The organism is Chondrinema litorale (genome assembly GCF_026250525.1).
GTDB classification, from domain to species: domain Bacteria; phylum Bacteroidota; class Bacteroidia; order Cytophagales; family Flammeovirgaceae; genus Chondrinema; species Chondrinema litorale.
In genome coordinates, this window is record NZ_CP111045.1 from 17,798 (window position 1) to 42,246 (window position 24,449).

General features: G+C 34.2%; 19 protein-coding genes. 7 read left to right on the forward strand and 12 right to left on the reverse strand.

The annotated features are described in order from the left end of the window. Nucleotides 1-66: 66 nt before the first annotated feature. Nucleotides 67-3,342: a GH92 family glycosyl hydrolase gene (locus tag OQ292_RS22970; protein ID WP_284686722.1), complete on the reverse strand. Its 3,276-nt coding sequence runs from the start codon at nt 3,340-3,342 to the stop codon at nt 67-69. 103 nt (nt 3,343-3,445) lie between these two features. Beyond that, complete coding sequence (locus tag OQ292_RS22975) at nt 3,446-5,707, reverse strand: alpha-N-acetylglucosaminidase (RefSeq protein WP_284686723.1); 2,262 nt, start codon at nt 5,705-5,707, stop codon at nt 3,446-3,448. Between the two features lie 397 nt (nt 5,708-6,104). On the opposite strand from OQ292_RS22975, the gene OQ292_RS22980 reads away from it, so the two are divergent. Both OQ292_RS22980 and OQ292_RS22985 read left to right on the forward strand, forming a co-directional pair. Then, nucleotides 6,105-7,358: a porin family protein gene (locus OQ292_RS22980; protein ID WP_284686724.1), complete on the forward strand. Its 1,254-nt coding sequence runs from the start codon at nt 6,105-6,107 to the stop codon at nt 7,356-7,358. 96 nt (nt 7,359-7,454) lie between these two features. Further along, complete coding sequence (locus OQ292_RS22985) at nt 7,455-8,648, forward strand: outer membrane beta-barrel protein (RefSeq protein ID WP_284686725.1); 1,194 nt, start codon at nt 7,455-7,457, stop codon at nt 8,646-8,648. Between the two features lie 28 nt (nt 8,649-8,676). Here the strand turns inward: OQ292_RS22985 and OQ292_RS22990 are convergent, their stop codons facing one another. From OQ292_RS22990 to OQ292_RS23025, 8 genes are all read right to left on the reverse strand, one after another. After that, nucleotides 8,677-9,171 carry a DoxX family protein gene (locus OQ292_RS22990; protein ID WP_284686726.1) on the reverse strand — a complete coding sequence of 165 codons (495 nt, stop codon included), beginning with the start codon at nt 9,169-9,171 and terminating at the stop codon, nt 8,677-8,679. 61 nt (nt 9,172-9,232) lie between these two features. Next, nucleotides 9,233-9,808 carry a Crp/Fnr family transcriptional regulator gene (locus tag OQ292_RS22995; RefSeq protein ID WP_284686727.1) on the reverse strand — a complete coding sequence of 192 codons (576 nt, stop codon included), beginning with the start codon at nt 9,806-9,808 and terminating at the stop codon, nt 9,233-9,235. 70 nt (nt 9,809-9,878) lie between these two features. Continuing rightward, complete coding sequence (locus OQ292_RS23000) at nt 9,879-11,168, reverse strand: aminotransferase class V-fold PLP-dependent enzyme (protein ID WP_284686728.1); 1,290 nt, start codon at nt 11,166-11,168, stop codon at nt 9,879-9,881. 152 nt (nt 11,169-11,320) lie between these two features. Further along, entirely contained in the window at nt 11,321-11,821 is a 501-nt protein-coding gene (locus tag OQ292_RS23005) for a DinB family protein (RefSeq protein WP_284686729.1), read from the reverse strand. 426 nt (nt 11,822-12,247) lie between these two features. Continuing rightward, nucleotides 12,248-13,150, reverse strand: a complete 903-nt coding sequence (locus tag OQ292_RS23010; RefSeq protein WP_284686730.1) for a cation diffusion facilitator family transporter — start codon at nt 13,148-13,150, stop codon at nt 12,248-12,250. A gap of 146 nt (nt 13,151-13,296) precedes the next feature. Further along, on the reverse strand, nt 13,297-16,038 hold the full coding sequence (locus OQ292_RS23015; protein WP_284686731.1) for a family 78 glycoside hydrolase catalytic domain: 2,742 nt from the start codon (nt 16,036-16,038) through the stop codon (nt 13,297-13,299). A gap of 246 nt (nt 16,039-16,284) precedes the next feature. Next, the gene (locus tag OQ292_RS23020; RefSeq protein ID WP_284686732.1) at nt 16,285-17,202 is read right to left on the reverse strand and encodes a ParB N-terminal domain-containing protein; all 918 of its coding nucleotides are present in this window, start codon (nt 17,200-17,202) and stop codon (nt 16,285-16,287) included. Then, entirely contained in the window at nt 17,195-17,980 is a 786-nt protein-coding gene (locus OQ292_RS23025) for a ParA family protein (protein ID WP_284686733.1), read from the reverse strand. Before OQ292_RS23025 ends, OQ292_RS23020 begins: the two co-directional genes overlap by 8 nt. Nucleotides 17,981-18,164: 184 nt before the next feature. Here OQ292_RS23025 and OQ292_RS23030 point away from each other — a divergent pair, with 184 nt between their 5' ends. Next, nucleotides 18,165-18,860, forward strand: coding sequence for an antA/AntB antirepressor family protein (locus OQ292_RS23030; protein WP_284686734.1), 696 nt, complete (start codon nt 18,165-18,167; stop codon nt 18,858-18,860). Nucleotides 18,861-18,900: 40 nt separating this feature from the next. Here the strand turns inward: OQ292_RS23030 and OQ292_RS23035 are convergent, their stop codons facing one another. Continuing rightward, nucleotides 18,901-20,232 (reverse strand): replication initiation protein, encoded by a 1,332-nt coding sequence (locus tag OQ292_RS23035; protein ID WP_284686735.1) that lies wholly within the window; start codon nt 20,230-20,232, stop codon nt 18,901-18,903. 1,123 nt (nt 20,233-21,355) lie between these two features. Here OQ292_RS23035 and OQ292_RS23040 point away from each other — a divergent pair. The 4 genes from OQ292_RS23040 to OQ292_RS23055 all read left to right on the forward strand — a co-directional run bounded on the left by OQ292_RS23040 (nt 21,356) and on the right by OQ292_RS23055 (nt 23,875). Beyond that, complete coding sequence (locus OQ292_RS23040) at nt 21,356-21,943, forward strand: helix-turn-helix transcriptional regulator (RefSeq protein ID WP_284686736.1); 588 nt, start codon at nt 21,356-21,358, stop codon at nt 21,941-21,943. Nucleotides 21,944-22,008: 65 nt separating this feature from the next. Then, nucleotides 22,009-22,275, forward strand: coding sequence for a zinc ribbon domain-containing protein (locus OQ292_RS23045; protein WP_284686737.1), 267 nt, complete (start codon nt 22,009-22,011; stop codon nt 22,273-22,275). After that, on the forward strand, nt 22,257-22,892 hold the full coding sequence (locus tag OQ292_RS23050; RefSeq protein WP_284686738.1) for a hypothetical protein: 636 nt from the start codon (nt 22,257-22,259) through the stop codon (nt 22,890-22,892). Before OQ292_RS23045 ends, OQ292_RS23050 begins: the two co-directional genes overlap by 19 nt. A gap of 131 nt (nt 22,893-23,023) precedes the next feature. Continuing rightward, complete coding sequence (locus OQ292_RS23055; protein WP_284686739.1) at nt 23,024-23,875, forward strand: sugar phosphate isomerase/epimerase family protein; 852 nt, start codon at nt 23,024-23,026, stop codon at nt 23,873-23,875. Between the two features lie 82 nt (nt 23,876-23,957). Here the strand turns inward: OQ292_RS23055 and OQ292_RS23060 are convergent, their stop codons facing one another. Further along, nucleotides 23,958-24,449 carry a hypothetical protein gene (locus tag OQ292_RS23060; RefSeq protein WP_284686740.1) on the reverse strand — a complete coding sequence of 164 codons (492 nt, stop codon included), beginning with the start codon at nt 24,447-24,449 and terminating at the stop codon, nt 23,958-23,960.

The following is a 24,449-nucleotide window of genomic DNA, read 5'->3' on the forward strand; positions in this document are numbered from 1 at the left end:
TTTCATTCATCTACTATTAATAGATATTTTTTGAAATTTTAATATCAAGTAAGCCAATCATTTAAATTATGGCGCAGATTTATGGTTTTGCTTTTCGGATTTGTAAATGTCAGATACTTGAATTTCTGTTAATGCCTCCCCAAATATTTTTACAATATCCATGTACCCTTCGTAGATTCTTTCACCAGGAAATTCTTCGTTTCTACCTACTGCCCATTTTCCTTTTACAGTTAAATTTTTAGGTGCTTCTAATGGTAAGCTACCAGCAAATACGCCATCGATATATACTTTTAGAATGGTTCCTTCACAAACACCAACAATGTGGTGCCAGTTACCAAACCAGTTAGATGGTAAAGGCACATTGCATTCTCCTCTTCCCCAACCTCCAGCAAAAAAGTTTAAGCTACCATAAGAAGTTTGCTGTAAAACATGGTTATCACCTTTTGTTATAAGGTCTATCGATTTACCCTGATTGTTTTTAGAAGGATACAACCAACCCATCATAGTGATAGATTCATTAAACTGATCAAGACTTTGAGATTCTGGAATATCTATCATCATATTTTTATCGAAGTATGGAAGCTTATCAAAAGAAGTCTCATTTGACTCTTGCCCAGTCGTCTGAATATTTGCATGATTATTAAATCCGGAAATATCTTGAATTAAACCCTCTTCTGTTCTTTTTGCCAATTGTAAATCCAACAAATTCGATTCGGCGGCACTTTCATAAGTTTTATATTTTTGAGATTGCTTACCAACTTTGATTGAATGAGTCCCCTGATCAGAAGTTAAAAAGGAATGTGTAACAGTATTAGATTCTCCCGGTCGCAAATTCAATTCAAAATTGAAAATTGTATTTCCATCTTCTTTCACTGGAATATTAAATTTATAAGCTTTCCAACCAATGTTTTTGATGGTGACAGCAAGCTTTTGCTCATTGCCAGACTCAACCAATGTATTCAAATCAATCTCACTCACTTCAAATTGATTAGACATGGGCAACTTAGGTTGTTTTACCTTTATAGTATGTACTTCATCAAAACCTGAAAGTGCTACCTCTACTTTGTCTAACTCATATAATTTACAATATAAAGTATCAGAAATTTTTCCATTTGAGGGAACAAGACAATATTTTGAGACATACTCTTTCTCATTTATTTTTAAAGCTACCTTTTTGGTACCTATACTACCTTTGTTCTCTAGCGTGAAGTAAACTGGCACTTCTTCATTAGGAAAAACTACCTTTTTGGGAAGCTCTAATTCTCTAATTTCTATTGCCGGCTTATCATGTATTTCGGTTAACAAAGCAGGATTGGAATATTCTGGATAAACTGAAAAAGGTGTTTCCTGAACTTGATAAGATAAAGTACCTCCTTGGCTTACGACTTCATGAGAAATCCACAATTTATCATGTGCCTTTCCATCAATATAAATTGATTGAATGTATTTATCATTTTCAGACTTCTTATCTGATTGAATCACCAAATCTTGAGTGTTCGGTAAATGCACAGTTGCAGATTTAAATAATGGAGCAACCATATCATAATTAGGTTTGCCCGGTGCAGTTGGGTAAAATCCCAAAGCACTAAACACATACCAACTTGACATAGAACCTAGATCGTCGTTACCGGGAATACCACCAGGAGTTGGCAAAAATCTATTCACCAAAACATCGTGCACCCATTGCTGCGTAAGTTCCGGATGGTTGGCATAAGTAAACATATAAGGCACATGAAACATGGTTTCATTATCAAACAAGATGATCTCATTTGATAGTGCAGAATCTAACATGTTAGCAAAACTTTCATCTCCACCCATCAAGTTTACCAGATCAACTGGTTGAAATGGAATGGCAAAAGTATACACCCATTGGTCGCCCTCCTTGTAACCGAATGTTCCCGGATTATTATTAAACACACCATCTTTTACAGGTTGCATAAATAGCATTTCTGGATTAAACACATGTCGGTAACCTAAACTTCTATCCAATGCTTTTAGATAGATAGCATCATCTTGCATTACATTGGCAAATTGCGCCAAAGCCCAATCATCGTAAGCATACTCCACAGTTCTGGTAATAGATTCTGGAATGTCGGATGGTAGATAACCCAATTTATGATAGTCTTCTAAATGATGTCTGATAAATGGTGATTTATCAATACTCTCCAACATCGCCTTGTAAAGTAAATCTTTATCTAGCTCAATACCTTTAAGATAAGAATCTACCAAAACAGGCACAGTATGATTGCCCGTCATCGGGTCAGCAGGTAAACTTCCGGTTTGCTCATAGATGTTTAACAAAGACAACATCATGTCTTTTTGAATCTCTGGGAAGAGCAATGTCAATAATGGATGCAAAGAGCGATAAGTATCCCAAGCAGAAAAACCACCATATTCAAACTCACCTTCAGTCTTGTGGATTTTGCCATCTCTGCCTTTATAATTTCCATCAACATCACTAATTACCCAAGGCAATAATAAAGAATGGTAAAGCGCAGTGTAAAATGTCTTTTTCTTAGCTACATCTTCATCATCGATATCGATAACTGCTAACTTCTTTTCCCATTCACTTTTAGCTGCCACTCGAACTTCATCAAAACTTTTCTCTTTTATTTCTTTATTAAAGTTTTTAATGGCACTCTCTAAACTCACATGAGAAAGTGACAATCTTAATTCAATTACTTTTTCAGATTCAGCTTCAGGAAAAGATAAAATCATTCCCCCCTCAGAAGAAAACGATTTTGTAAAACCTTCACTAAACTCAAAATAAACATTGGCTTTAGTTCCAGAAATGCTCGTATCTGAAATTACATTTAAATCACCAACATCACCTATATATATATAAGGCGTGATTCCTTTAGGAAAAGTAAATTTATAGATGCCACTTCGCATAGTGGTAGTTGTTTCGGTGCGTGTTTGATCATCTGAAAATTGTACGCTGTAAAATCCGGGTTCAGCTTTTTCACTATTATGCTCAAAAGGGCGAAAGCTTTTTCCGGAAACAAACAAAGTATCTTTTACTGGCATTACTTGAATCTCACCAGATGCACCAGATGGATAACCACTATGGTGATTGTAACTAGTAAAATAATATATATTCTTCTCTTCGTAATGATAACCTCTTTGTGCAGCCACACCAGTTTCGGGAGAAAGTTGAACACTGCCATGAGGAAAAACTGCTCCGGGATATAATCCACCTTCGTTGCCCCAATTGGTTGGTGCATCGCTATAGCCAGTACCAATAAATGGATCGACTAAATTGTATGGAGAAGTTGATTGCGCTTGTAAATAAATACAAGGATATAATATAAATAAGAGTGTTAGTTTCCAGTAGTTTATCATGTGTGAAAGGAAGGGATTAATAAAATACAAAGATTAAAAAAAGTCATCCACCTTCACCTTACAGTTTCCAGTGGATGAACTCACCCGTTTTTGATCTTTATTTTTACATATTTGAAGACGCGTAGGTCTCTTTCATTTTCTCGTAGTACTTGTCATAAAGTTGTTTGGCAATTTCGTAAGCATCACCTTTAGGCTCGGCAGTGTAGTTACCACCCGTTTTGTTAGCCCACTTCCATTCCCAATCTTTAATACCTTCTTCGAATCCAGCTTGATCGAACTTAGTACCTGTTTCCATACTTTTAGCAACTTGAACAAAGTACTGCTCCCATCTAGGTTTGTAGAAATCTCTAAGTAAGCCAGCCCATTGTCTGTTAGAGTATTCGTGCAACTCACTGTTTTTGTCTCCCCAAAGCGTTACTTGATCTCTCGCATTAAACTCATAAAGGTCTTGTTCTTCTTTAGTCTCTCCCCAACTTCTTGCATCTTTAATCCATTTGCCTAACAAAAAGTCTTCGTGTGTTTGAAGCAGTTTATCCATATCTTCGATCACAGCAAGAAACGCTTCAGTATTTTCTTTAAAAGCTTTTTGATCTTTTGCCTCATAAGCTTTTCTAATTTTTTGTTGCAATGGATTCGCATAGTTAGCTAACACCTGTCTGGTTAAGTCAACCATATCATATTCGAAACCTTCGCTACCTTTTAAATCAGGAGTTTGCTCAATAAAAATCTTCCAAGCATCTAACAACTCAGTCGGATCGTAATCTAACTTAGTTAACACTCTGTGCCCTTGCTTTTCGAAAGTTGGTCTGGCAACCAAAATAGACTCAGAACCACCTTCGCCAAGACCACCACTATAAACCGTGTTTTCTAAAACTTGCCAAGCTTTATTGATCTCTTCATTTACTTTTCCATATCTGCGATGGGCATAACCTTCTAACCAATTATCTACATTTATTGGCTCGCTCGTCCAAACATTTTCAAGCATGAGGTGGAAAAGTGCTGGGTTTTGTCCGTTGCCTTCTGGTGTTAATCCAATACCTTTCATTTTGCCAGAATTAGGATCGTGTAATGCAGCCGATGGATCTTTTGCGACATTTTCCATTCTACCAAACATAGCCACATTGCCACCAAAGTTTTGAAGCATATTCCAAATCCAAGGTTTGCCATAGTAAGCATCAGTTCTATTCCAAACCGGATGGCTCTCACTATACAAATCAAGAATAATCATTTGATCGTCTGGTATGGCTCCAAACAAAGCTTGAATCTGAGTTGGGTGCCAGAAATCATCATTGTAATGGAACATCCAACCTTGCATAACCCAAACTGCTTCTGGGTCAGTATTCGCCATCGACTGAAATACTTTGTGACTAATCTTACTTAAGAAGGTAGAATCGTTTGATGGAGGCACGTTTTCATTAAAAGTATCCGCAGAGTAATAGTGATCTGTTCCGTACTCTTCGTTTTGCGCTTTTAAGAATGCCGCACCAATTTCATCAAACATTGGGTCTTCTAAGTTCAAGATATACACATCGTCAAAACCGGCATCCCAGTTAGTTTGTAATAAGTTAGCATCTGGGAACTTATCTTTAAATGTTGGAGGAACGTGACCAGTAAAAGCCGGTAAGATTGGCTTCATACCAAATGCTCTTTCTTTTGCTAATATCTTTTTTTGCAGATCCATGTGGGTGTCCATCCAATGGTCTGGAAGTGGACCTCCCCAAGCATCGATGTTGCCCATCCATAACCAAGAGAAATAAGCAGGGCCACTAAAAAACTTACCTAACTCTTCTTTAGAGAAACCCATTTCTGTATAAACCTTTCTCCAAATAGCTTCTTCACCAGTTAAGGCCAATGGCATGTTAATTCCGTTCAATGCCATCCAGTCAATTTCCCATTGCCATCTTTCCCAGTCCCACCAAGCCATGGAATAGTTGAAAGTACAGTAGTTTAAATAGTAGCGGTATTTATAAGGAGAAACATTTCTAATCTTAGTACTCACTTCCGGAAATACTTCTGGAAAGTTTAAGTTAGATCCATTCCAAGTAATTTCACAGTGTAAAAAATGCTTTAAGTAATGATTTAAAGCTGATGCCACAGACACACCATTGTTACCTCTTAGCACAATTTTGCCATCTACACTTTCTAGTTCAAATACATCTTTTTCATTATCTGATTCTATATATTCAATTTTAAATTCAGATGCTTTGTCTTTCATTATCCGCTTTACCAAGCCAGCAACTTCGTCGGTTTCTTCGGTAGTATCAGCTTCAGTAGTTTCTGTACCTGCATAATCTGCGGTAGGACTACATTGCCAAAAAAATAAGAGATTAAATAATAAAGCAGAAAGCAAAGTTACTCTCCTCATACGATCGATTAATTTAAATATAAAACATCAGGAGTTTCGCTTAAGATCAAATTACAGCAAAGGTGAAAGACTGATTATTATCGTTACTGACTAATATTAGATAATCTAAGATTTCTGAAATAGAAACCAATAACAAGCTGATCTAAAGTTTAAAAATGAAATATCACTCCTATAACCCTTCAGTATAAGAGACAGTAATAATTTGAGAATTACTTACAGACTTGTTAAAAAAACTAGGAAAACATTAAAGATTTTTAAAATGTGAGTAGGTAAATATCAGCAAATCGATATAAGATTAATACAAATAATTCACGATTAACCACAATTATATGTTAATTAAATAAGGTTACTTTATTAGTTTTAGCACTTTATTATCATTCTATCAATTCAATAATCGATGAAAAAACTATTACTCCTAATTACTTTTAAATTACTATTACTAGCTTCTTTAATTGCTCAAGAAAACTTTCAAACCGGTTATGTCATTCAGAATTCTGGTGAGAAAATAACAGGAGAAATTGACAATGAATATTGGAGACGAAATCCAGAAACGATTACTTTTAAAAATGGAAGTGGAGAAACACAAACCTATGGTATAAATGACATTAAAGAGTTTCAGGTTGATGGCAATATTTATAAAAGTGCCTCTGTACAAATTGAAACAAGTTCACAAAAAATCTCAAACTTAGACAATTCGCAAGAACCTAAATTCGAAGACAAAAAAGTCTTTTTAGAAACACTTATACAAGGTACAAAAAGTCTTTACAGCTATAGAGGTGAACAAGAAAGAGATTACTATTTTATCTATCGAGATGGTAAATACGAAGCTCTTGTTTATAAAAAGTTTAATATGGGCGATGTAAATAATGTGCAAATAGGATATAACAAACAATTTGTATTACAGCTCCAAACCTATTTGGGAGATTGCCCCGATGTAATAGATGATATTTCTATAATGGCCCAACCTAGTATTTGGAAGTTAAAAAAGCTTTTTACTAAATATTATAGCTGCACTTCTAGCGCTCCTGAATTTCAAAAAGTAAATAGAGAAACTAATCTTGAATGGGGTGTAGATGCAGGTATAACTTTTACTACAATTCAGTTTAATGGTGATGGTGGCAAGCTGACAGGTAGCAATTTTTCATCATCAGTAGCTCCTATTTTTGGTATATTTCTAAATATTGGATTAGATGGAAATAGAAAGAAATGGGCGATAAACAATGCCTTATTGTTTACCTCATTCTCATCTGAAGGAAATTATATAAATGATTTAAGAAATGGTTTTTACAATGAATATGACATGAAGTTAGAAGCCAGCTATTTAAAATTGCAAAACCTAATTAAATATAGTTTACTAAATACAGAAGATAAGAACCTTTACCTTTTACTCGGAATTACTAATGGTTTTTTAGTTAATATCGAAAACACTAGTATCGAATATCGCCATGTGTATGATGATGTTACAACTTCTGAAGTAAACACCATGGATTCTTACAGAAGTTATGAACAAGGTTTAGTTATTGGCGCAGGATATAATATAAAGCATATCCATTTAAATCTTAAGTTCGAAAGGTCTAACGGACTCTCAGACGCAACTTCTATTAGCTCACCAATTAATAGGATTTATACCACTGTTGGATATAGTTTCTAATTTGATAATAAGTTGTTCAAAACATGAGTTAAAAAGGTGTAAATATCGAAATTTATCAATTTTTAGCAGATTTTTTTGGACAACTTATAATTTTTAATGAAAAAACTAATACTAATAAGTGTACTGAAATTAGCATTTTTTACCACTATTTTTGCCCAACAAAACTTTCAGCTCGGATATGTAATTCAAAACAGTGGAGATACACTTAAGGGTGCAATAGATAATAAGTTGTGGAGAAGAAATCCAGAAACTGTCACTTTTAAAAATAGTAGTGGTACTACCCAAACTTTTGGGGTGAATAATATTAAAGCATTCCAAGTAGATGGTAGTATATATAAAAGTGCTACTGTAAAAGTTGAAACTAGCTCAGTAGACATGCAAACTCTGGAAGATAATAACGAATTAGAATTTGATAAGAGATCAGTTTTATTAGAAGCTATCTTCATTGGAGCCAAAAGCTTATACATGTATAAAGGAGAATGGGAAAGAGACCATTTTTTTATTGAAGTTGATGGTCAATTTGAAACCCTCATTTTTAAGAAATACTATAGATATTATAATGGAGAAAAACGGTTGTCTTATAACCGTCAATACAAAAAGCAACTAATCGAATACTTAGGAGATTGTAACAGTATTGCTAAAAGCATAGATTTTAATAATAATTTTGAAGCATATGTTCTCAAGAGTGTTTTTAAAAAATATTACAAATGCATAGATAGTGAGCCAGATTATCAGAAACAGAAGAAAAGCCTCAATTTCACATTTGGCCTAACAGCAGGCTTGACATTAAATCAACTATCTTTTAAAGGATCAAGTAGACCTTATCGAGAATTAGTTGCTGCAGAAATATCAACTCAAACAACTCCAACATTTGGTATTTCAATGGATATGCAGTTGGAAGGTAATAGAAATAGATGGTCAATATTTAACGAATTGTACTATACATCCTATTCTGTAGAAATTGATGAAATGGAAAGCTTATCTCAAATAGGAATTTCATACATTAAAATTGGAAACTCTTTGAGATATAGACTTGTCAATTCTCAAGAAGCTTCACTTTTTATAGAATTAGGAATAACTAATGGGTTTTCAGTTTCAGCTGAAGATTTTTCTTCAACAATCTTTGAAAACTATAGAAAATATGAACAAGGGATTCTAGGAAGTATAGGATTTCAGGTAAATAAAGTGTCATTCCTTGTTAGATATGAAAAGTCTAATGGTATATCAAATTATGAATTACTTGCATCTCCAGTAAATCGCTTTTCAGCCATTTTTGGATATTCTTTTTAATTTAAGCTGGCATAATCGCCAGCTTTTTTTATATCAATACCTCCTCTTTTTTAGTAGGTAGTATACTTTTTAAATCTAAATTAGCTGCTTTGTATACCCAATAAATATAAACTGGTTGAAATAACAATCGCGACCAAGTATACCAAGCTGCTGCGGGTAAACCTCCCGGTGCAGCCAGATTATTTACTGCCACATTTATATTAGCCGGAAACATCAAAATCAATTGTATAATTAGTAGCCAAGCTGATATGGTTCTTGTTTTATTCCATAATAAACCCAAGCCAAATAAAACCTCCGTTACACCAGAAATTACTACTAACTCAGTGGCAAAAGGTAAAAGATCTTCTACCATATAGGCTAATGCTTCTGGTTTTACTAAATGCATTACTCCGATCATCACGAACATGATTCTGGCCCCTACCCTACCCGCAATCCAGAAATTTTGAAAGCTATTCTCTTTAAAGATTTTACTTATTAGCCAAATGAATAATGTAAATGATATTAAGCCTATGAAAAATGCCATAATTAATAATTTTAGTTTAGGCAAATTTCGAGTTTGGCAAAACCTATTTCCTTGACAAAAATCAAGAAATTGAAGCGCGTACTCTAGATAGTGTTTCAGGTGTAATTCCCATATAGGAGGCTAAGTATTTAAGCGGAATCGATTCTAACAGATGTGGTTGTTCATCCATTAACTGCAAGTATTTTTCTTTAGGAGATAAAGTTAGAAATGAAATTTCGCGAGAAGATTTTTTGAGATATTGTTGTTCGGCAGCGAGTCTACCAATCCGATCTCCACAACTTGTATTCTCATAGACTTCTTGCAAACTATTATAAGATATATAGTAGCATTCCACAATTGGTGTAATAGCCCGAATCTCAATAATGCCAGTCTTTCGACTTATAAAAGAATCATAATTACTAAAAAAGTTTCCGGGGAAGGTAAAGGCAATGGTTGTTTCATTAAGTGGATCAACAATGTGTCTTACGATGCCATCTACCAAGTAACATAGTTTATTTTCAAGTTGGTTAAAACCTGTGATGATTTCCTTCTTTTTGTATTTTTTATGGACCAGTCTTTCACTAAAGTATAGCCATTCATCTTCACTCATCTTTACCATCTGGCTAAATATATTCTTAATCTGGTCTTTAGAATTCATTATAAATCACTTTCAATTAAAATAGAATTCCCCTCAATATTACAGAGGGAAACACTATTGATAAAACTCTTTATTGCACTTTCGCTAAATTTTGAATTCCTTTTACAAGCCAATCTAGTTCTTTGGTGCTTGTATATATATGTGGCGTTACGCGCATGCCATGAAACTTGCCCGTTTTATCTCCTTTATGCGTAAGATGCACATGGTAATTTTTATATAACTTCTGGGCTACCTCTCCATCACTCATATTCTTTAAAGAAAATGAACCCAAAGCGCAAGCATATTCTGGTTTCATCGATGTTTTTATTTCAACATTAGGGATATCGGAAACTCTGGTAATCCAATAATCTTTCAAGTATCTTAACCTTGCTTCTTTTCTTTCACTACCTATTGTGTTATGAAAATAAATAGCTCTGGCTATAGAAAGCTCTGCCGGCAAATTACGAGTTCCGAAAGTATTAAACTTGTTTATATCATCACTTTGGGGATCTTCGTGGGTAAAGAGCGGCCATAGGTTTTTAATTTCTGATTTCTTTATGTACAACATTCCAGTGCCAAAAGGAGAACAAAGCCATTTATGCAAACTAGTTCCGTAATAATCGCAGCCTAAATCTGAAATCTTAAAATTGATGTGGGCAAATGCATGTGCACCATCCACCAAAACCTTTATATCTGGATTTACCTTTTTAACCGCAGCAGTAATTTTCTTTACTGGCATAATGTTGCCATTCAAGTTATTTACATGCGTAATCATTACCAACTTGGTTTTATCTGTAATGGCACTGGTGTAAGCCTCTACAATTTCTTCATCATCTTCAATAGGCAATTCAAAAGAAAGCCATTTTAACACTACACCATATCTTGCTTCGGCTTCCTCCCAAGTATTCATTACCGAGGTGTAATCTTGTTCTGTTAGAATAATTTCATCACCTTTATTGTAGTTCATTCCCCAGATTACTGTGTTAATGGCCTCCGTAGTATTTCGGTTAACTGCAATTTCTTCTGGACTGCAACCTGCCAACTCAGCCAATTGCTCACGCACAGAGTTAGAAATATCACCTTTGCTCCACATATGCATAGAAGGAATGGTGTTAAACTCTCTGGTGTAATGCGCTAAAACTTCTTGAACTACCTTTGGCTGTGGGCTCACTCCCCCATTGTTTAAGTTTGCCACACTAGTGGAAACTGAGTACTCACTGCGAACCCAATCCCATAAAAACTCTTCATCTTTTATTTGAGGTAACTCTCTCCAAACATTCTGCTCTTTTTCTGAAGCATTGGCAATATTGGGTATAGTAAAAGCGGTTGAAGCAGCGGCAGCCATACATCCTTTTTTAAGAAACTTTCTTCTATTAGTCATTTTAGTTCTGGGGTAAATCTTGATAAATAAAATAGATTGAAATCTAAATTTAATATTTGAGTGGGAATTAGATATGACTTAAACTGAAAAATGCATAAAAAAAGGATTACATATTTTATGCAATCCTTATATCAAATTATTTAAAATAACTTTCAATTTTCACTCTTCTGAAACCTTATGGTTGCTGGAGCAACACCAAAAGTTTCATCAATTAAACTAACTCCTTCTAACTGAACCAAGGCGACTTTTATAAGTGCTTGATGATGAATACTGTGTTCTAAGCAGTAGGTAAGTTCTCTAAATAAAGAAGATGGAATTTTTACCGCTTCACCATTTTCGTAAGAATAATTCCCATCTAAAAACAATGCTTTATCTGTATCAATGCCATCTAACTTAAGTACCAAATCTTGAATAAAATAGCTTGCAAACGCTGCATCGGTTTGTATTCTTTTATCTCTTTTTCGCTCATCGTAATTAACAACATCGCAATCTATTCCATCAATTAAGCATTTATAGAACTCTAAAATGTGTCTTACATGTTCTCCTATTGTGGCATTTGACAAAATAGCTACCGGGAAAGTATAGTGCTCTTTGGGAAGTACCTGCAATAGCGATTTAATTTCTTCCAGATTTTTCTTGCAGTATTGAATCATAAATTCACCTTAACAATTTCTACTAATTTTTTTTTAATAAATTTTAATTAAATAAGCATCTATAGTTAATCTCAATAGAAGATATAATCACCCCGGTTTTTAATATTATCGTCGCAATAATATTTGAAGAAGCAAAATATTGAATTTGAATTGAAATATCTACCTTTTTAGTTATAAAAATTCTTAATAAGATAATAAATAATGTCAATTCAATTACTCATTTCAAATATCTATTTTGCTCATTTGCTAGTTAAAAAGTCTTCAAATTTAGCTGAATTCCAACTTATACCATCTAAATATGCTTCTATAAATATTTAAATAAGACTATTATTCAGATTAATATGAATAAGCAAATAAAAACAAAATATAGTTTCAAAAAAAGTAAATTTTAACGTACCTTATTTCAATCATAAATCAACTATTAATTTATGATTCTGCTAAAACACAACTTTCAGTATTAAGTTCGGTTTCGATTGTATAGTGGGAAAAATGATAGTCTTTTAACAAGTTTTTTATCTCTTTTTTAACTGCTAACAAATCAGTAAAATGAGTAATTTCTTGTAGTTTTACATGTGTGGTAAATACATTATGTTCACCCTCCAAAGACCAAACATGGGTATGATGCAAACTTTCAACATGATTAATTGCCTTAATTTTTTCTTCTATTTCGGCAATACTCACATTTTCTGGCACTCCTTGTAGAAATATAAACAAAGTATCTTTGAGCCTTTTAATCACATTCCAAAGAATGTAAAGTGTGATAACTAATGAAAGTGCAGGATCAAGGTAGTGGATATCTTTAAACTGCATCACTATACCTACAATAAGCACAGCTACCCAACCTAAAACATCTTCTAACAAGTGCCAAGAAACTACTTTTTCGTTCATCGAACCTCCCCCACTCAATTTCCAAGCAGCAAAACCATTAACAGCTACACCAACTATCGCAAAAATAATCATACCTTGAGCATCAGAATGTTCAGGTTTTAAAATTCGCCCAACAGCTTCGTATAGCACATAAATAGAACCCGCAATTAATACAATGCTATTTATTAAAGCTCCTAAAAGTGAGAATCTGGAATAGCCGAATGAGAATTTATTACTTGCCTTTTTCTTAGATTTTATATTGAGATACCAAGCTGTTCCCAAAGACAAACTATCACCTAAATCATGAATTGCATCTGAAACTATTGCAATACTATTCACATACAAACCTCCGATAATTTCGAGAATTGTAAAACCCAGATTAAGAAAAAAGGCGATTTTTAAGTTTTTACTCGACTGATTTTCGTGATTATGGTGGTGATGATGATCGTGATGTTCTGACATATAGTTTGTTAAATTTTGTTCTATTTAATGCTTCTTTTATAGTATAACAAACCAGTCGGCAAGTGTTCACAAACAAAATAAAAACCCCAAATAGGTAGCTAATCATTTTTTAAAAGCTACCTATTTGGGATTTCAGCAATTAAATTTCACTTAGACTGAAAGTGATAATTTCCACTTTTCACTGAGTAAACCTGATAATCTACTTCACTTTTAATATAACTGATATTTTCGTCTGTATCTGGTGATTTACCGTTTTCAAGCACATCAGACTTATTTTTTATTGGAACATAAACTGTAGCTGTGCTGCCAACAGGTACAGTTACATCCATTACAAAAGCTTCTTTTTCTGTTTTCCAATAAATACCAGCTTTTCCAAAAGATGTCTCGTTTTCATACTTTGCAAAAGTGATTTCATTTACTGGTTGAGGCTTAAATCTGATGTTTTTATAGCCTGGGTTTTCTGGATCAATCTCCATTCCTGCCAGTTTTCTATACATCCAAACTATACCTGCTCCAAACATTGGATGGTTGTGTGAGCCATCTTCATTCCAGTGTTCTCTAGAAGTTGTTGCACCATCTGCTAACCAATAGCCAAAACTCGGGTAATCGGTCTTGCTAATGGCTTCATAAGCTTCTTGGTGTAAACCATTTTCGGTGAGTACTTCAAAGAAAAACTGTGTACCAAAAATACCAGTATCCAAATGTCCATCAGCCGCTTTTAAGTCTGCCTTTAATGATGCAATTACTTGATCGTATCTCTCTTGCGGCACGCCCATTTTTAAAGCAAAAATATTCCCTCCATTTGCGCCATAAGTTCCTTTTACCTCATCATAAAATTTGTTGTGAAATGCTGATTTTGCTTTGTCTGCTAGAGATCGATAGTATTCAGCTTCCATTTCATTTCCCATAATGGTAGCAGTTTGAGAAGTAAAATCTGCACATCTCCAAAAATAAAATGTATGCACCATATCGTCTGGAACTTGTTGCTCTCCGGGAGTACACCATTCACCTAAATTCACCCATCTTAAAGGTTTACCATTTTTACCTGTTCCTTGCGAATACATAATTCCAGCTTCATCTACCCATGTTTGCATGTATCGGATATACTCTTTCATACCCTCATAATTATCTTGCAACATGTCTACAGAACCGTAATGCAGATAGTATTCCCAAGGGATAATATTGATAGCTGCACCCCAAGCGACACCGCCACCACAACCCGGTTGCCAAGGTGCTCCATTTGGCACATAACCTGTTGTTACGTTTTGTGCACCAAGCATATCTTGCACCCATTTGTGATAGAAATTTCGGGCATTATAATTATGCATTACGGTTATACAAGTAACTTGTCCATCACCCGTATAAGGAGAGCGCTCACGATGCGGACAATCGCTAGCAATACCACCATGCATGTTGTCTAATTGACTTCTTCTCCAAATTTTATTGAGGCCGTTTAAGAGCTTGTTTGATGTTTCAAAAGTGGCAGATTCTTCAATGTAAGTATTAACTGCTTCTGCTCGAATCTGCTCTGGTTTTAGTTTGCCCGGCCAGTTTTTTATCTCAACTTCTTTAAACACAAACCAGTTAAATCTGGCAGCATAAGACTCCGGTTTTCCCCCCTTAAAAATATAAGAATTATCACCAGAATAGATATTACTTTTATAGACAAATTCGACCTTATGTCCTGCGGGAGCCTCCACATTATTAAACCTCAACCAACCAGAAATTTCCACTCCAAAATCAACCAAATAGCTTCCTTTTCCTGTCTTTTTAATGCTTACTGGCTCTAAGCTTTCCATCACCTTATCAGTGTGTGCAGTATGGGCAACAAGCTTGCCTTCTGGGGCTTTTCTCAATGCTACTTTTTCCCAATTCACATCATTATATCCAGCAGTAGACCAACCTGTTTTTTCTTCTCTAGCATCGTAATGTTCACCATAATAAACCATGTCCATTAGTATCGGACTTTTGGCAGCTATCCAGCTTTCATCACTAACAATTACTGCCTCAGAACCATCTGTGTAAGTGATGTGTAATTGCCCTAAAAACCTTGGTGTACCATAAGCTCCAGCCCAATATTTTGCCGGATTATAGAAGCCATTTCCCAATATGCTGCCTATTGCATTCTCTCCATTTTCCAGATAATCTTTCACATCGTAAGCCAAATACATCACCTTATATTCCTTAAAATTATCTTCTAAAGGGATGTTTTCATTGATGAGATTTGGGCGTTTTGCATAATTGGTTTGGTTAGGTATCAACACATCATCACCTACTTTTTCACCATTCAAATACAGTTCAAAATAGCCTAAGCCAGTAGTGTAAACCACCGCTTTTTTAATCTCTTTTTGTACACTAAAAGTCTTTCTTAAAAGTGGTGCAGGAGGGGGCATTTTCTCTGGTTTTCCATTAGGATTACTAGGTTTAGGCAATGCTTCTTCACCTTGCCAAGGTGCACCAATCCACTTGGCTTTCCAGTCTTCTCTTTGCAGTAAACCCATTCGCCAATAAGCTGCTTCACTCCAATCTGAAACCTCTCCATTCTTATCCCAAACTCTTACTTGCCACCAGCAATCTTGTCTAGAAATTAAGGTTTTTCCTTGGTACGAAACCCGGTAAGAAGCCTCCGAATTTATCTTGCCGCTATCCCATAAATCAGGATTATTTAAACCTTCTTTTGTGCTAGCTACTCTTATCTGCCAAGCTGTTTGAAACTGCCCTCTTTCACCTTCATCAGCTATGTTTATCCAGCTCAACCTGGGATGAATTACATCTACAACATCAGGATTTTTCAAGTATTCGCAGGTGAGTTTTTGAGGAGTAATATTTGCGTAAACAAGCAAACTGCAAAGGTTAAAAAGCAGGAGCAAAGCCCATTTCATTTTCATAAAGTTCATTGATAGCAATTACGTTGATAAGTTATTTTCAAATACTTTTTGCAAGCATTCTGCCATGCGTATTTCCCAATAAAGTTAGGCATTTTAAAACTTAAACTGTTCTGTGCTATCAGGCTTAAACACTGAATCTGTTTTAAAATTTCCTTATGTAGAAATAGCGTTCACTGAAATACTTTTACATAAAAAAAGAGCTCATTTGAGCCCTCTTAATTCTTATCTAGTATACAGATGTATTCATCAAAGTAATTCCTTTAATTCCTCTAAAATCTTTATTAAAGATGCAATATCTTTAGCTGACCGGGAAGAATAAGCAGAATCAAGGCTGTTTTTAGCTTTTTTAAACAACTTTTCGGCTTCTGCTGTAGAATTTACAGATTTAGACTCCATGCTAGCACTATCAGCTTTATTTGCGTCTTTTTGCAGATATCCTTCAACATCTGCTGAGTTATTAAACACTGGAATGCTTGTCACCTCAATTTTCCCTAAGTTTTGCAGGGTAGATTTCTTAATTTTCACCTTACCAGCCAGCAATTCCATTTTAAGCGATGGATTACTTTCTCCTATTAGCTCGATTCCTTTTGCAAACTCAGCATCTCTACGGATGGTTTTCTCACCTACTCCAAACTCTTGTGAGAGGTACTCGCTAAACCTTACTCCTTGGGTCATCGGGTCATTTTGACCACTTGATTTACGATCTCCACCATGCTTTGATTTTTCTCTATTATATCTCAATCCACGTAAATAACTTCTCTGTTCGTTTGTTAGGTTTCTTCTGCCTAACTGGTTTTGGAGCATCCAATCTTTTACCTCTTCAAAGTTGGCAAACTCAAGATATTTAACCCCGTATTTTACCACCTTTCCTTCTTCCTCAATCTTTCTAATAATCTGGAATCTGTTGTAGCCATCAACCAGAATATGTACTCCCTCAGGATCTACCCAAAGCAAAAGAGGTTCACGAACACCTTCGGCTCGAATGCTTTGCTCAAGCAGGTATAATTCTTCGTCTTTTAGTGGAGGAATAAAAGCCCTAAGCGTTGGGTTTTCTATAATTTTTTGTCCTGAAAAAGGCTTAACAAGTGCTGCTGATACACTGTCAATATTTACTGTTTTTTGTTTCTTTCTATCTCTAAGTTTGCTTATACTATCTTTAGCCATTTTGCTCTATTCTTTGTGCTACTTCTCTTGCCAATGATCTGTAATCTTCTGCCGCTTCTGAAGTGGATGCATGCTCAAAAATATCCAAACTCACATATTCAGCTTCCGGAATTTTAGTCAATTGTTTTATTCGAGTTTCAAACAATTCACCTGCATAACTTTCTATTAAATCTGCCTCAACCGCTCTGTCTACTCGGGTTCTTTTATCGTAGAAAGTCAACACAATTCCCAAAGGTTCTATCTTAGGGTTAATAATCCTTTTTACCTCATTGTCGATTAGGGCTTTTGCCTCTGTAATACCACTGTGCGCAAACTTGCTACTACACTTAGTTGGGATAATATATTTGGTTGATGCTGTTAAAGCATTTTGAGTATAAACTCCTAGAGAAGGTGGGCAATCAATAAAAATGTAATCGTACACAGGCGAAACCGGATTTAATGCCTCAGCAATCTTAAAATTTCGGTTAAAATCTGTATTAATTTCCAACTCGATTGCATCTAAATCTGAAGAGGAGGGAACCGCATGGAAGTTGTCGTCAACTTCTACTATCGGCATGCTGCGCCCAGTCTTGTATACATCGTAAATGGTTGGCGTAATTCTTTTACCACCTTCGTATTCAATTTCTATATCCAGTCCTTCGGTGAGATTTGCTTGTGGATCGTTATCTATCACTAAAACTTTGTATCCATCGAGCGAAAGTGCCTTGCCTAAATTGATGGAAGTAGTGGTTTTGCCTACCCCGCCTTTCCTGTTTAAAATCGAAATAATTTCTGCCATGTTTTGTCTTCCTTGTGCAATTTTTTTTCTATTTTGTGAAGATAGATATTATTTGAAGCAGTAAAAAAACATATCAGTTATTTTAATTTTATTTTCCGAATTACTGACAAAAAAACAGGAGAAATCAGGATATTTGCTTCAAATGTCAGTATAAATTTTACTAAAATTCAATACCAGATTTTTTATGGAACTGATCAAAATTTATCAGGGAAATGTGATTTCAGCCAGAGAACTTCACGAGTTTTTTCAATCTAGAGAACGCTTTTCAAGATGGTTCGAACGATTGCAACAATACGGATTTATTGAGGGCACTGACTATACCCCGTACCAAAAGGTACACCCCCAAAATCATCAGACAATTACAGACTATCATTTAACACTGCAATGTGCAAAAGAGATAAGCATGTTACAGCGATCGGAGTTAGGCAGAGCTGCCAGACAATATTTTATCCAGTGTGAACAAACACTCCAAAATTTAAAAGAAAACAAGAGACTGGAATATTGGGAGAAATTAGAAGCTGTAAAAGATGAGTTGAGAAACTATTTTTTGGAAAAAGGGCATAGCACAGACAATTATTTACAAGTAGATTACAATGGTAGAAAAGTGTTGTTTAACGGAGAGCCTTTACCCGATGAAGTACTACCTAACATTCTCTTAACTGCCAGAAGCTTTGCTATTGAGATGAGTAACGAGTTTTTGAAACAAGCTAAGCTCGAAAAACTGGATGAGATTGATGATGTACACAAAGCAAACCACAGTGATGTTCGAAATTTAATGAAGGAAAATACTGGCAAACTTCCCGAAGAATATCAATCTGAAAAACATATAGAAGCCAAGAATAAAGAAATTGATAAAGATGAAGACACAAAAAAAGGATGACATTGATGTCATCCTTTTTTTGTGAAATATAGCCTTCAACTTAAGCCTGTTTAAAAACAAAATCATCTCCTATTGCTTCAAGTTGATAACCATGTTCTTTGTGAGCCCAATCCATAAAATGATCTTGCTCTGGAAGTGTTCTATTACTTAGAAAGATCGTCATCAAAACACTGGTTTCTGCTAACTTTCTGTTTACCTCTCCGTTTTTTCGAACCTTACTAACTAAAGAAGCATATTTGCTATCGGTAATCATATTTCCGAAATCTTCCCAGTCCTTTTCAGTAAACTCAGCAATTTGTTCTTTAATGTATTGTTTTCTTACTGCTTTAAAAGCTGTGAGCAATTTGTCAATTAACTGAGCTTGTCGCTTTTCGTCTTGTACTTTAGAAACTGGCTTTTCAGATTTAGACTTTGTCGCCTTTTTTTGCTCTTCTTCTTTTACAAATTTCGGTTTTACACTGGCATCTGTTTCTATTAGATGAACTAGATATGCAGCAGGGTTTTTAACTTTACCTATTTCATATCTTCTTTTGGTTTCATCTATCAACTCTCTTAATAGTTTTTCGTCTTTTTTTTCATCGTACAAGTACTTGTTAACTTGGGCTTGAGTAATACCCATATCTAACAATTCAAGTTCTAAAGTACCTGTTTGCTCATCTATCTTTGGAGTATCTTCTTTTACTCTTCTTTTATGAATATAAAATTCTATGGAAGTTATTTTTCTTCCCGTTTTAAATTCTTGGTAAGTAAAGCCTATATCGCAATGTTTGTCTAAATCTTTACGAGCTTTTTCGATCACTTTTCTCTTAAAAAGATTATAGCTTTCATATTTATTTTCCAACATCAACATGTGTCTCATGTTGTCAACAGTAATTTTTCTTTTACCAATTGTTTCGTACTGTTTCAGCATCTCGTAAATGCGCATAGAATATTGGCTATTTAAAGCCAGTACATTGGCATCGTAAAAACTGGTAAAGCGCTCTTTAAGATCGAGTAGGTGAGGTTGCATTTGTGGAACAAAAGTAAGCGCGATTGTTCCTTCTTGAGAACGGTGTTTAGAGTAGGTGATTAGCGGGAAAAGCTCAACGTTATTATTTTCGTCTCGTACTTCTATCACTTTACTCATCAATCTCTTTAGTACCTTCACCATATACTCGTGTAAAGAGTTTCCAGACAAATTACAATCTCTTTGAAATTCTCTAATGTTAAGATGATAGGTAGTAAAAACATCGTCTCCTGGTTTGATTTGTCTTACCATGAGATAAACGATTTTCATTTCGAGTGGAGTGTAACTATATCTAGCATTTACTAGGTAGTTACTCTTTACGATTAGTGAACTGTTGGCTGAATTTGTTTTTCCTTTAACTGACATTATTCAATCTCTTTCTTACTCCCTTTGGTGCAAGTTAGAAATTGATAATGGAAAAAGCAACCCATAAATATTTTGGTAGCTTTTAAATTTTTATGTCTTTATGATTGATCCCATATTAGTAGCTTTTAAGTTTTTAAGAAGAATTCTTACCATTAATAAATAGGGTAGGTAAGTGGTCAGCATTTACATTATGAAGAAAATTGAATCTTAAACTAAATAGGTTTTTGCTTAAAATTGTATTAGATGATTTTATATGTCAAAACTCAAATATGTAAGCTTACCTCAAAAGCTACTCATTAGGGATCAAAAGCTTGCAAAGTGCTAAAAATAGCTCAATTTATTTCCCATATTAGTAGCTTTTAGACTTAAAGTAAAACTTGAATATCATTCAAAGGGTCAATAGACCCGATTTAAAAACTACCTTTATGGGCGGCTATCAAGGATTTTGAAATTTTCACTTCCCAAATTGGTAGCTTTTAAGCTACTTTAAGTACTACTTGAAGCTTTGAGAGCAAAAAAAGACATATTAATTCCCAAATTAGTAGCCTTTATTATTTCAAACATCCTTAAAAAGTAGCTTTTAAGGTCTTATCCAATAGTAAAAACTACTCAATTGGTCAATTATCCCAATTAAGTAGCCTATGTTCCCAAAAAAGTAGTTCTAACTTTAAGCAAAAGATATAATTAACTGAAATACAATTATTTATAGATTAAATCCCAATAAAGTAGCCTTTATCCCAATTGAGTAGTTTTTATTATTCCCTATAAGGTAGTTTTAAATCCTAAAAATGATTTATCTTACTGATTATCAATTACTTTACTGTAATATCCCAATTAGGTAGTAATATCCCAATTAAGTAGTTTTAAATCCTGATAAGGTAGCTTTTACCTCTATAAGGTATTGTTTATCAATTAGTTACAAGCACCTAAAATATATAAACGAAGTAGTTGATATTAAAACAACGTCTATTTATTTTAGATTAATGGATATGTTTTTTAAAAGGCTATTACATGATATACAAGCAAATAGCTCATTTTGAATGAGATAGGAGATATTAATGATAAATTTAGATTTTATTTTAAAAGCTACCTTTATATTTATCAAAGTAAATAAGTCTCTGTTTTGAAAAGATTAGAAAGATTAACTGCTCTACTTACTTTTTTACAGTCAAAAAAATTTACTTCATTAAAAGAAATTGAAGCAAAATTTAATGTTAGTGAGCGTACAGTTTTTCGAGATTTAAAATCTTTAGAAGAAGCCAAGTCATTTATTTTTGTAGAACAACTCGCCAGAAAATTTACCGATAAAGAAACATTTCAAAACTTTTCTTCTGCGCTCGAAAAAATTAAGAATAAGTTGAGAGATCAACAATTAACAGATATTGAAAAACTGGCAAAAAATGTTGAAGCCTATATTAATGAAAAGTATTTACCAAAGTATCTTTCTTTAGTGGAAGAAGCTTGTACAAAAAAGCAGGTGTTAAAAATTAACTATTGTGATGCGAAAGGAAATACAACTGAAAGATTAGTTGAGCCAATAGGTATAACATTTTACTACCACAATTGGCATCTTATCGGTTATTGTAGGCTGCGGAATAACTACCGAGATTTTTCATTAGCTAGAGTTATAAAAATAACAAATACTATTGAACATTTTTCGAATGAACATATCAGTTTAACTGAATACATTAGACAGCTTGAAAATTCTTAAAACTGACTGACATACCGTTGTCAGTCAGGCAAAATATATTTGGCTAAGTCTAAACAAATTGCCAGATGACAAAATATAAAAATTGCCAAAGTTGCGGTATACCGTTAAAAAAAGATCCACAAGGTGGAAGTAAAAATGCAGATGGTAGCAAAAATGAAATGTATTGCAGCTACTGTTATCGAAACGGAGCCTTTACGCAGCCAAATTTTACAGTTACAGAAATGCAGCTATTTTGTAAAGCTAAATTAAAGGATATGGGATTTCCCGGTTTTTTAGCTGGATTATTTACTAAAGGCATACCAAATTTAGAAAGATGGAAGAGTCATCAATAATTAATCAATTAGCAAGTGTGCAAGGTAGAAGAGATGAAGAACCAAACTTGGTACTTGCTAAGCAAATTGCAAAAGAGAAAAAAGCAATTGAGCTAAAAACTTTGGTTGAGTTTATCAAAAAAACAAAAGACACCAAAATACAAAGCGATTGCATTAAAGTAATTTTTGAAGTTGGTGAGTTGGAACCATCAATGTTAGTAGCGTATCAAGAATATTTTATTGATTTACTTACTCATAAAAATAATCGATTACAATGGGGAAGCATGGCAGCAATATTATGTATTAGCAAAACAAATCCGGATTTAGTTTTTAAAGATCTTCCCAAATTGGTAGCAGTTGCTGAAAGCGGCTCTGTAATTACCAGAGATAATTTAGTGTATATATTATTGGAGTTAGCGTCTAAAGAAATGTATCGAGAAGAAATGCTGATTTTATTAGCCGAAATCATGTTAACTTGTCCTACAAACCAATTACCGATGTATGCCGAAAAAGCATTTCCTCTAATAAATAATTCCTATAAAGATCGTTTTGCAAAGCTTTTTGAAAGTAGGCTAATAGAATTTGAACAGGAGAGTAAGAAGAAAAGGCTTCAAAAAATCATTTCTAAGCTTTTATAATGGTTTTCTAATCACCAGATATAAATCTTTCTTAAAAAAGGTTATTTACGGTTTTAGAGAGTTAAAATAGCCCTTGTTTGTGATTTTTAATAAAATCCATGTAATTTAAAACAAAAGATAAAGGTAACTCTATGAAACAGACACGTAAAGAATTTATGAAAATGATTGGAGCGGGTGTTTTAGCAACAGCATCAGCTCCATTTGCTTTTGGCAATTCCAACAAAAAAGAATCGGACGAAATAAAGCACAAACTTAATCTTGGTTTGGCCTCTTACACACTCAGATCACTTTCTTTAGACGATACACTTAAAGTTGCTAAAAGAATGCAACTCAACTCTATTGCATTTAAAAGTATGCACTTGCCTTTAGATAGTAGCCCAGATACTTTAAAGGAGGTAGCTATGAAAGTAAAAAATGCCGGGCTCGACTTATACGGTGCTGGTGTAATTTACATGAAATCTGAAGATGAAGTGAACAATGCATTTGAATATGCTAAAACTGCTGGTATGCGTGTAATAATTGGAGTACCAAATTATGAATTGCTGCCACTGGTTGAGAAGAAGGTTAAAGAAACTGATATTAAACTGGCAATTCATAATCATGGACCGGGAGACGATGTGTATCCAAGTCCAGAAAGTGTTTATAAGAAGATTAAAAACCTAGACACAAGAATCGGTATGTGCATAGATATCGGGCATACTTTTAGAATTGGAGAAGACCCATCTGAAAAAGCCAGAAAATTTGCAGACAGATTACACGATATCCACATGAAAGATGTAGATGCACTAGGAGCAAAAGGCAAACCACTCGAAATCGGAAGAGGTATAATGGATATTCCTGATTTCCTTAGAACATTACAGGAAATTAAGTATGATGGAGTAGTAGCTTTCGAATATGAGAAAGATGGCGACGATCCTATTCCAGGTTTGGCAGAATCTGTAGGTTATGTAAGAGGTGCTTTGGCTGCTATGTCAGTTCAATAAGAATTAATTAAACCCTTAAAAATCAAAAATGCCTGCTTTAATCAAAGCAGGCATTTTTGATATACCAATTTCAATTTATTTACTAAGCCTGTTTTAAGGCTTCTTTTATAGCGTGTTCAAGCTCTGTTAAATTTTTAGAGCCAATAAAATACTGTTGACCATCTTTAGTGGTGATCGACATGCCATTTCTACCAGAAAGCGAATACATACTTTCTTTTCCAAAAGATATATTACCACCTTGCCATTGAGAAAGCAAAGACGTTCTAATTATCTCACAATCTTCTACGTTATCCAGTTTAATTTTTTGTTTTTTAGAATGCCAAGGTTTCATCTGGAATGTGATTTTCTTTTCACTAAGCTTGGTTTTCAATCGTAATTTCAGCAAATAATAAATGCCGAGACCTGTTGCTATACTAATTGATGCATATAAAAATTCACCAATGTAGTAATCATCATTGGGATGCATCACTTCTTTTGCAAACAAGTAAAGGAATGCAGCCATGATTATTCCTAGTAAAACAATTGCTTCATAACCTGTGAAGCTTTGTTCCTCTTTATAAATTTTTTTAGACAT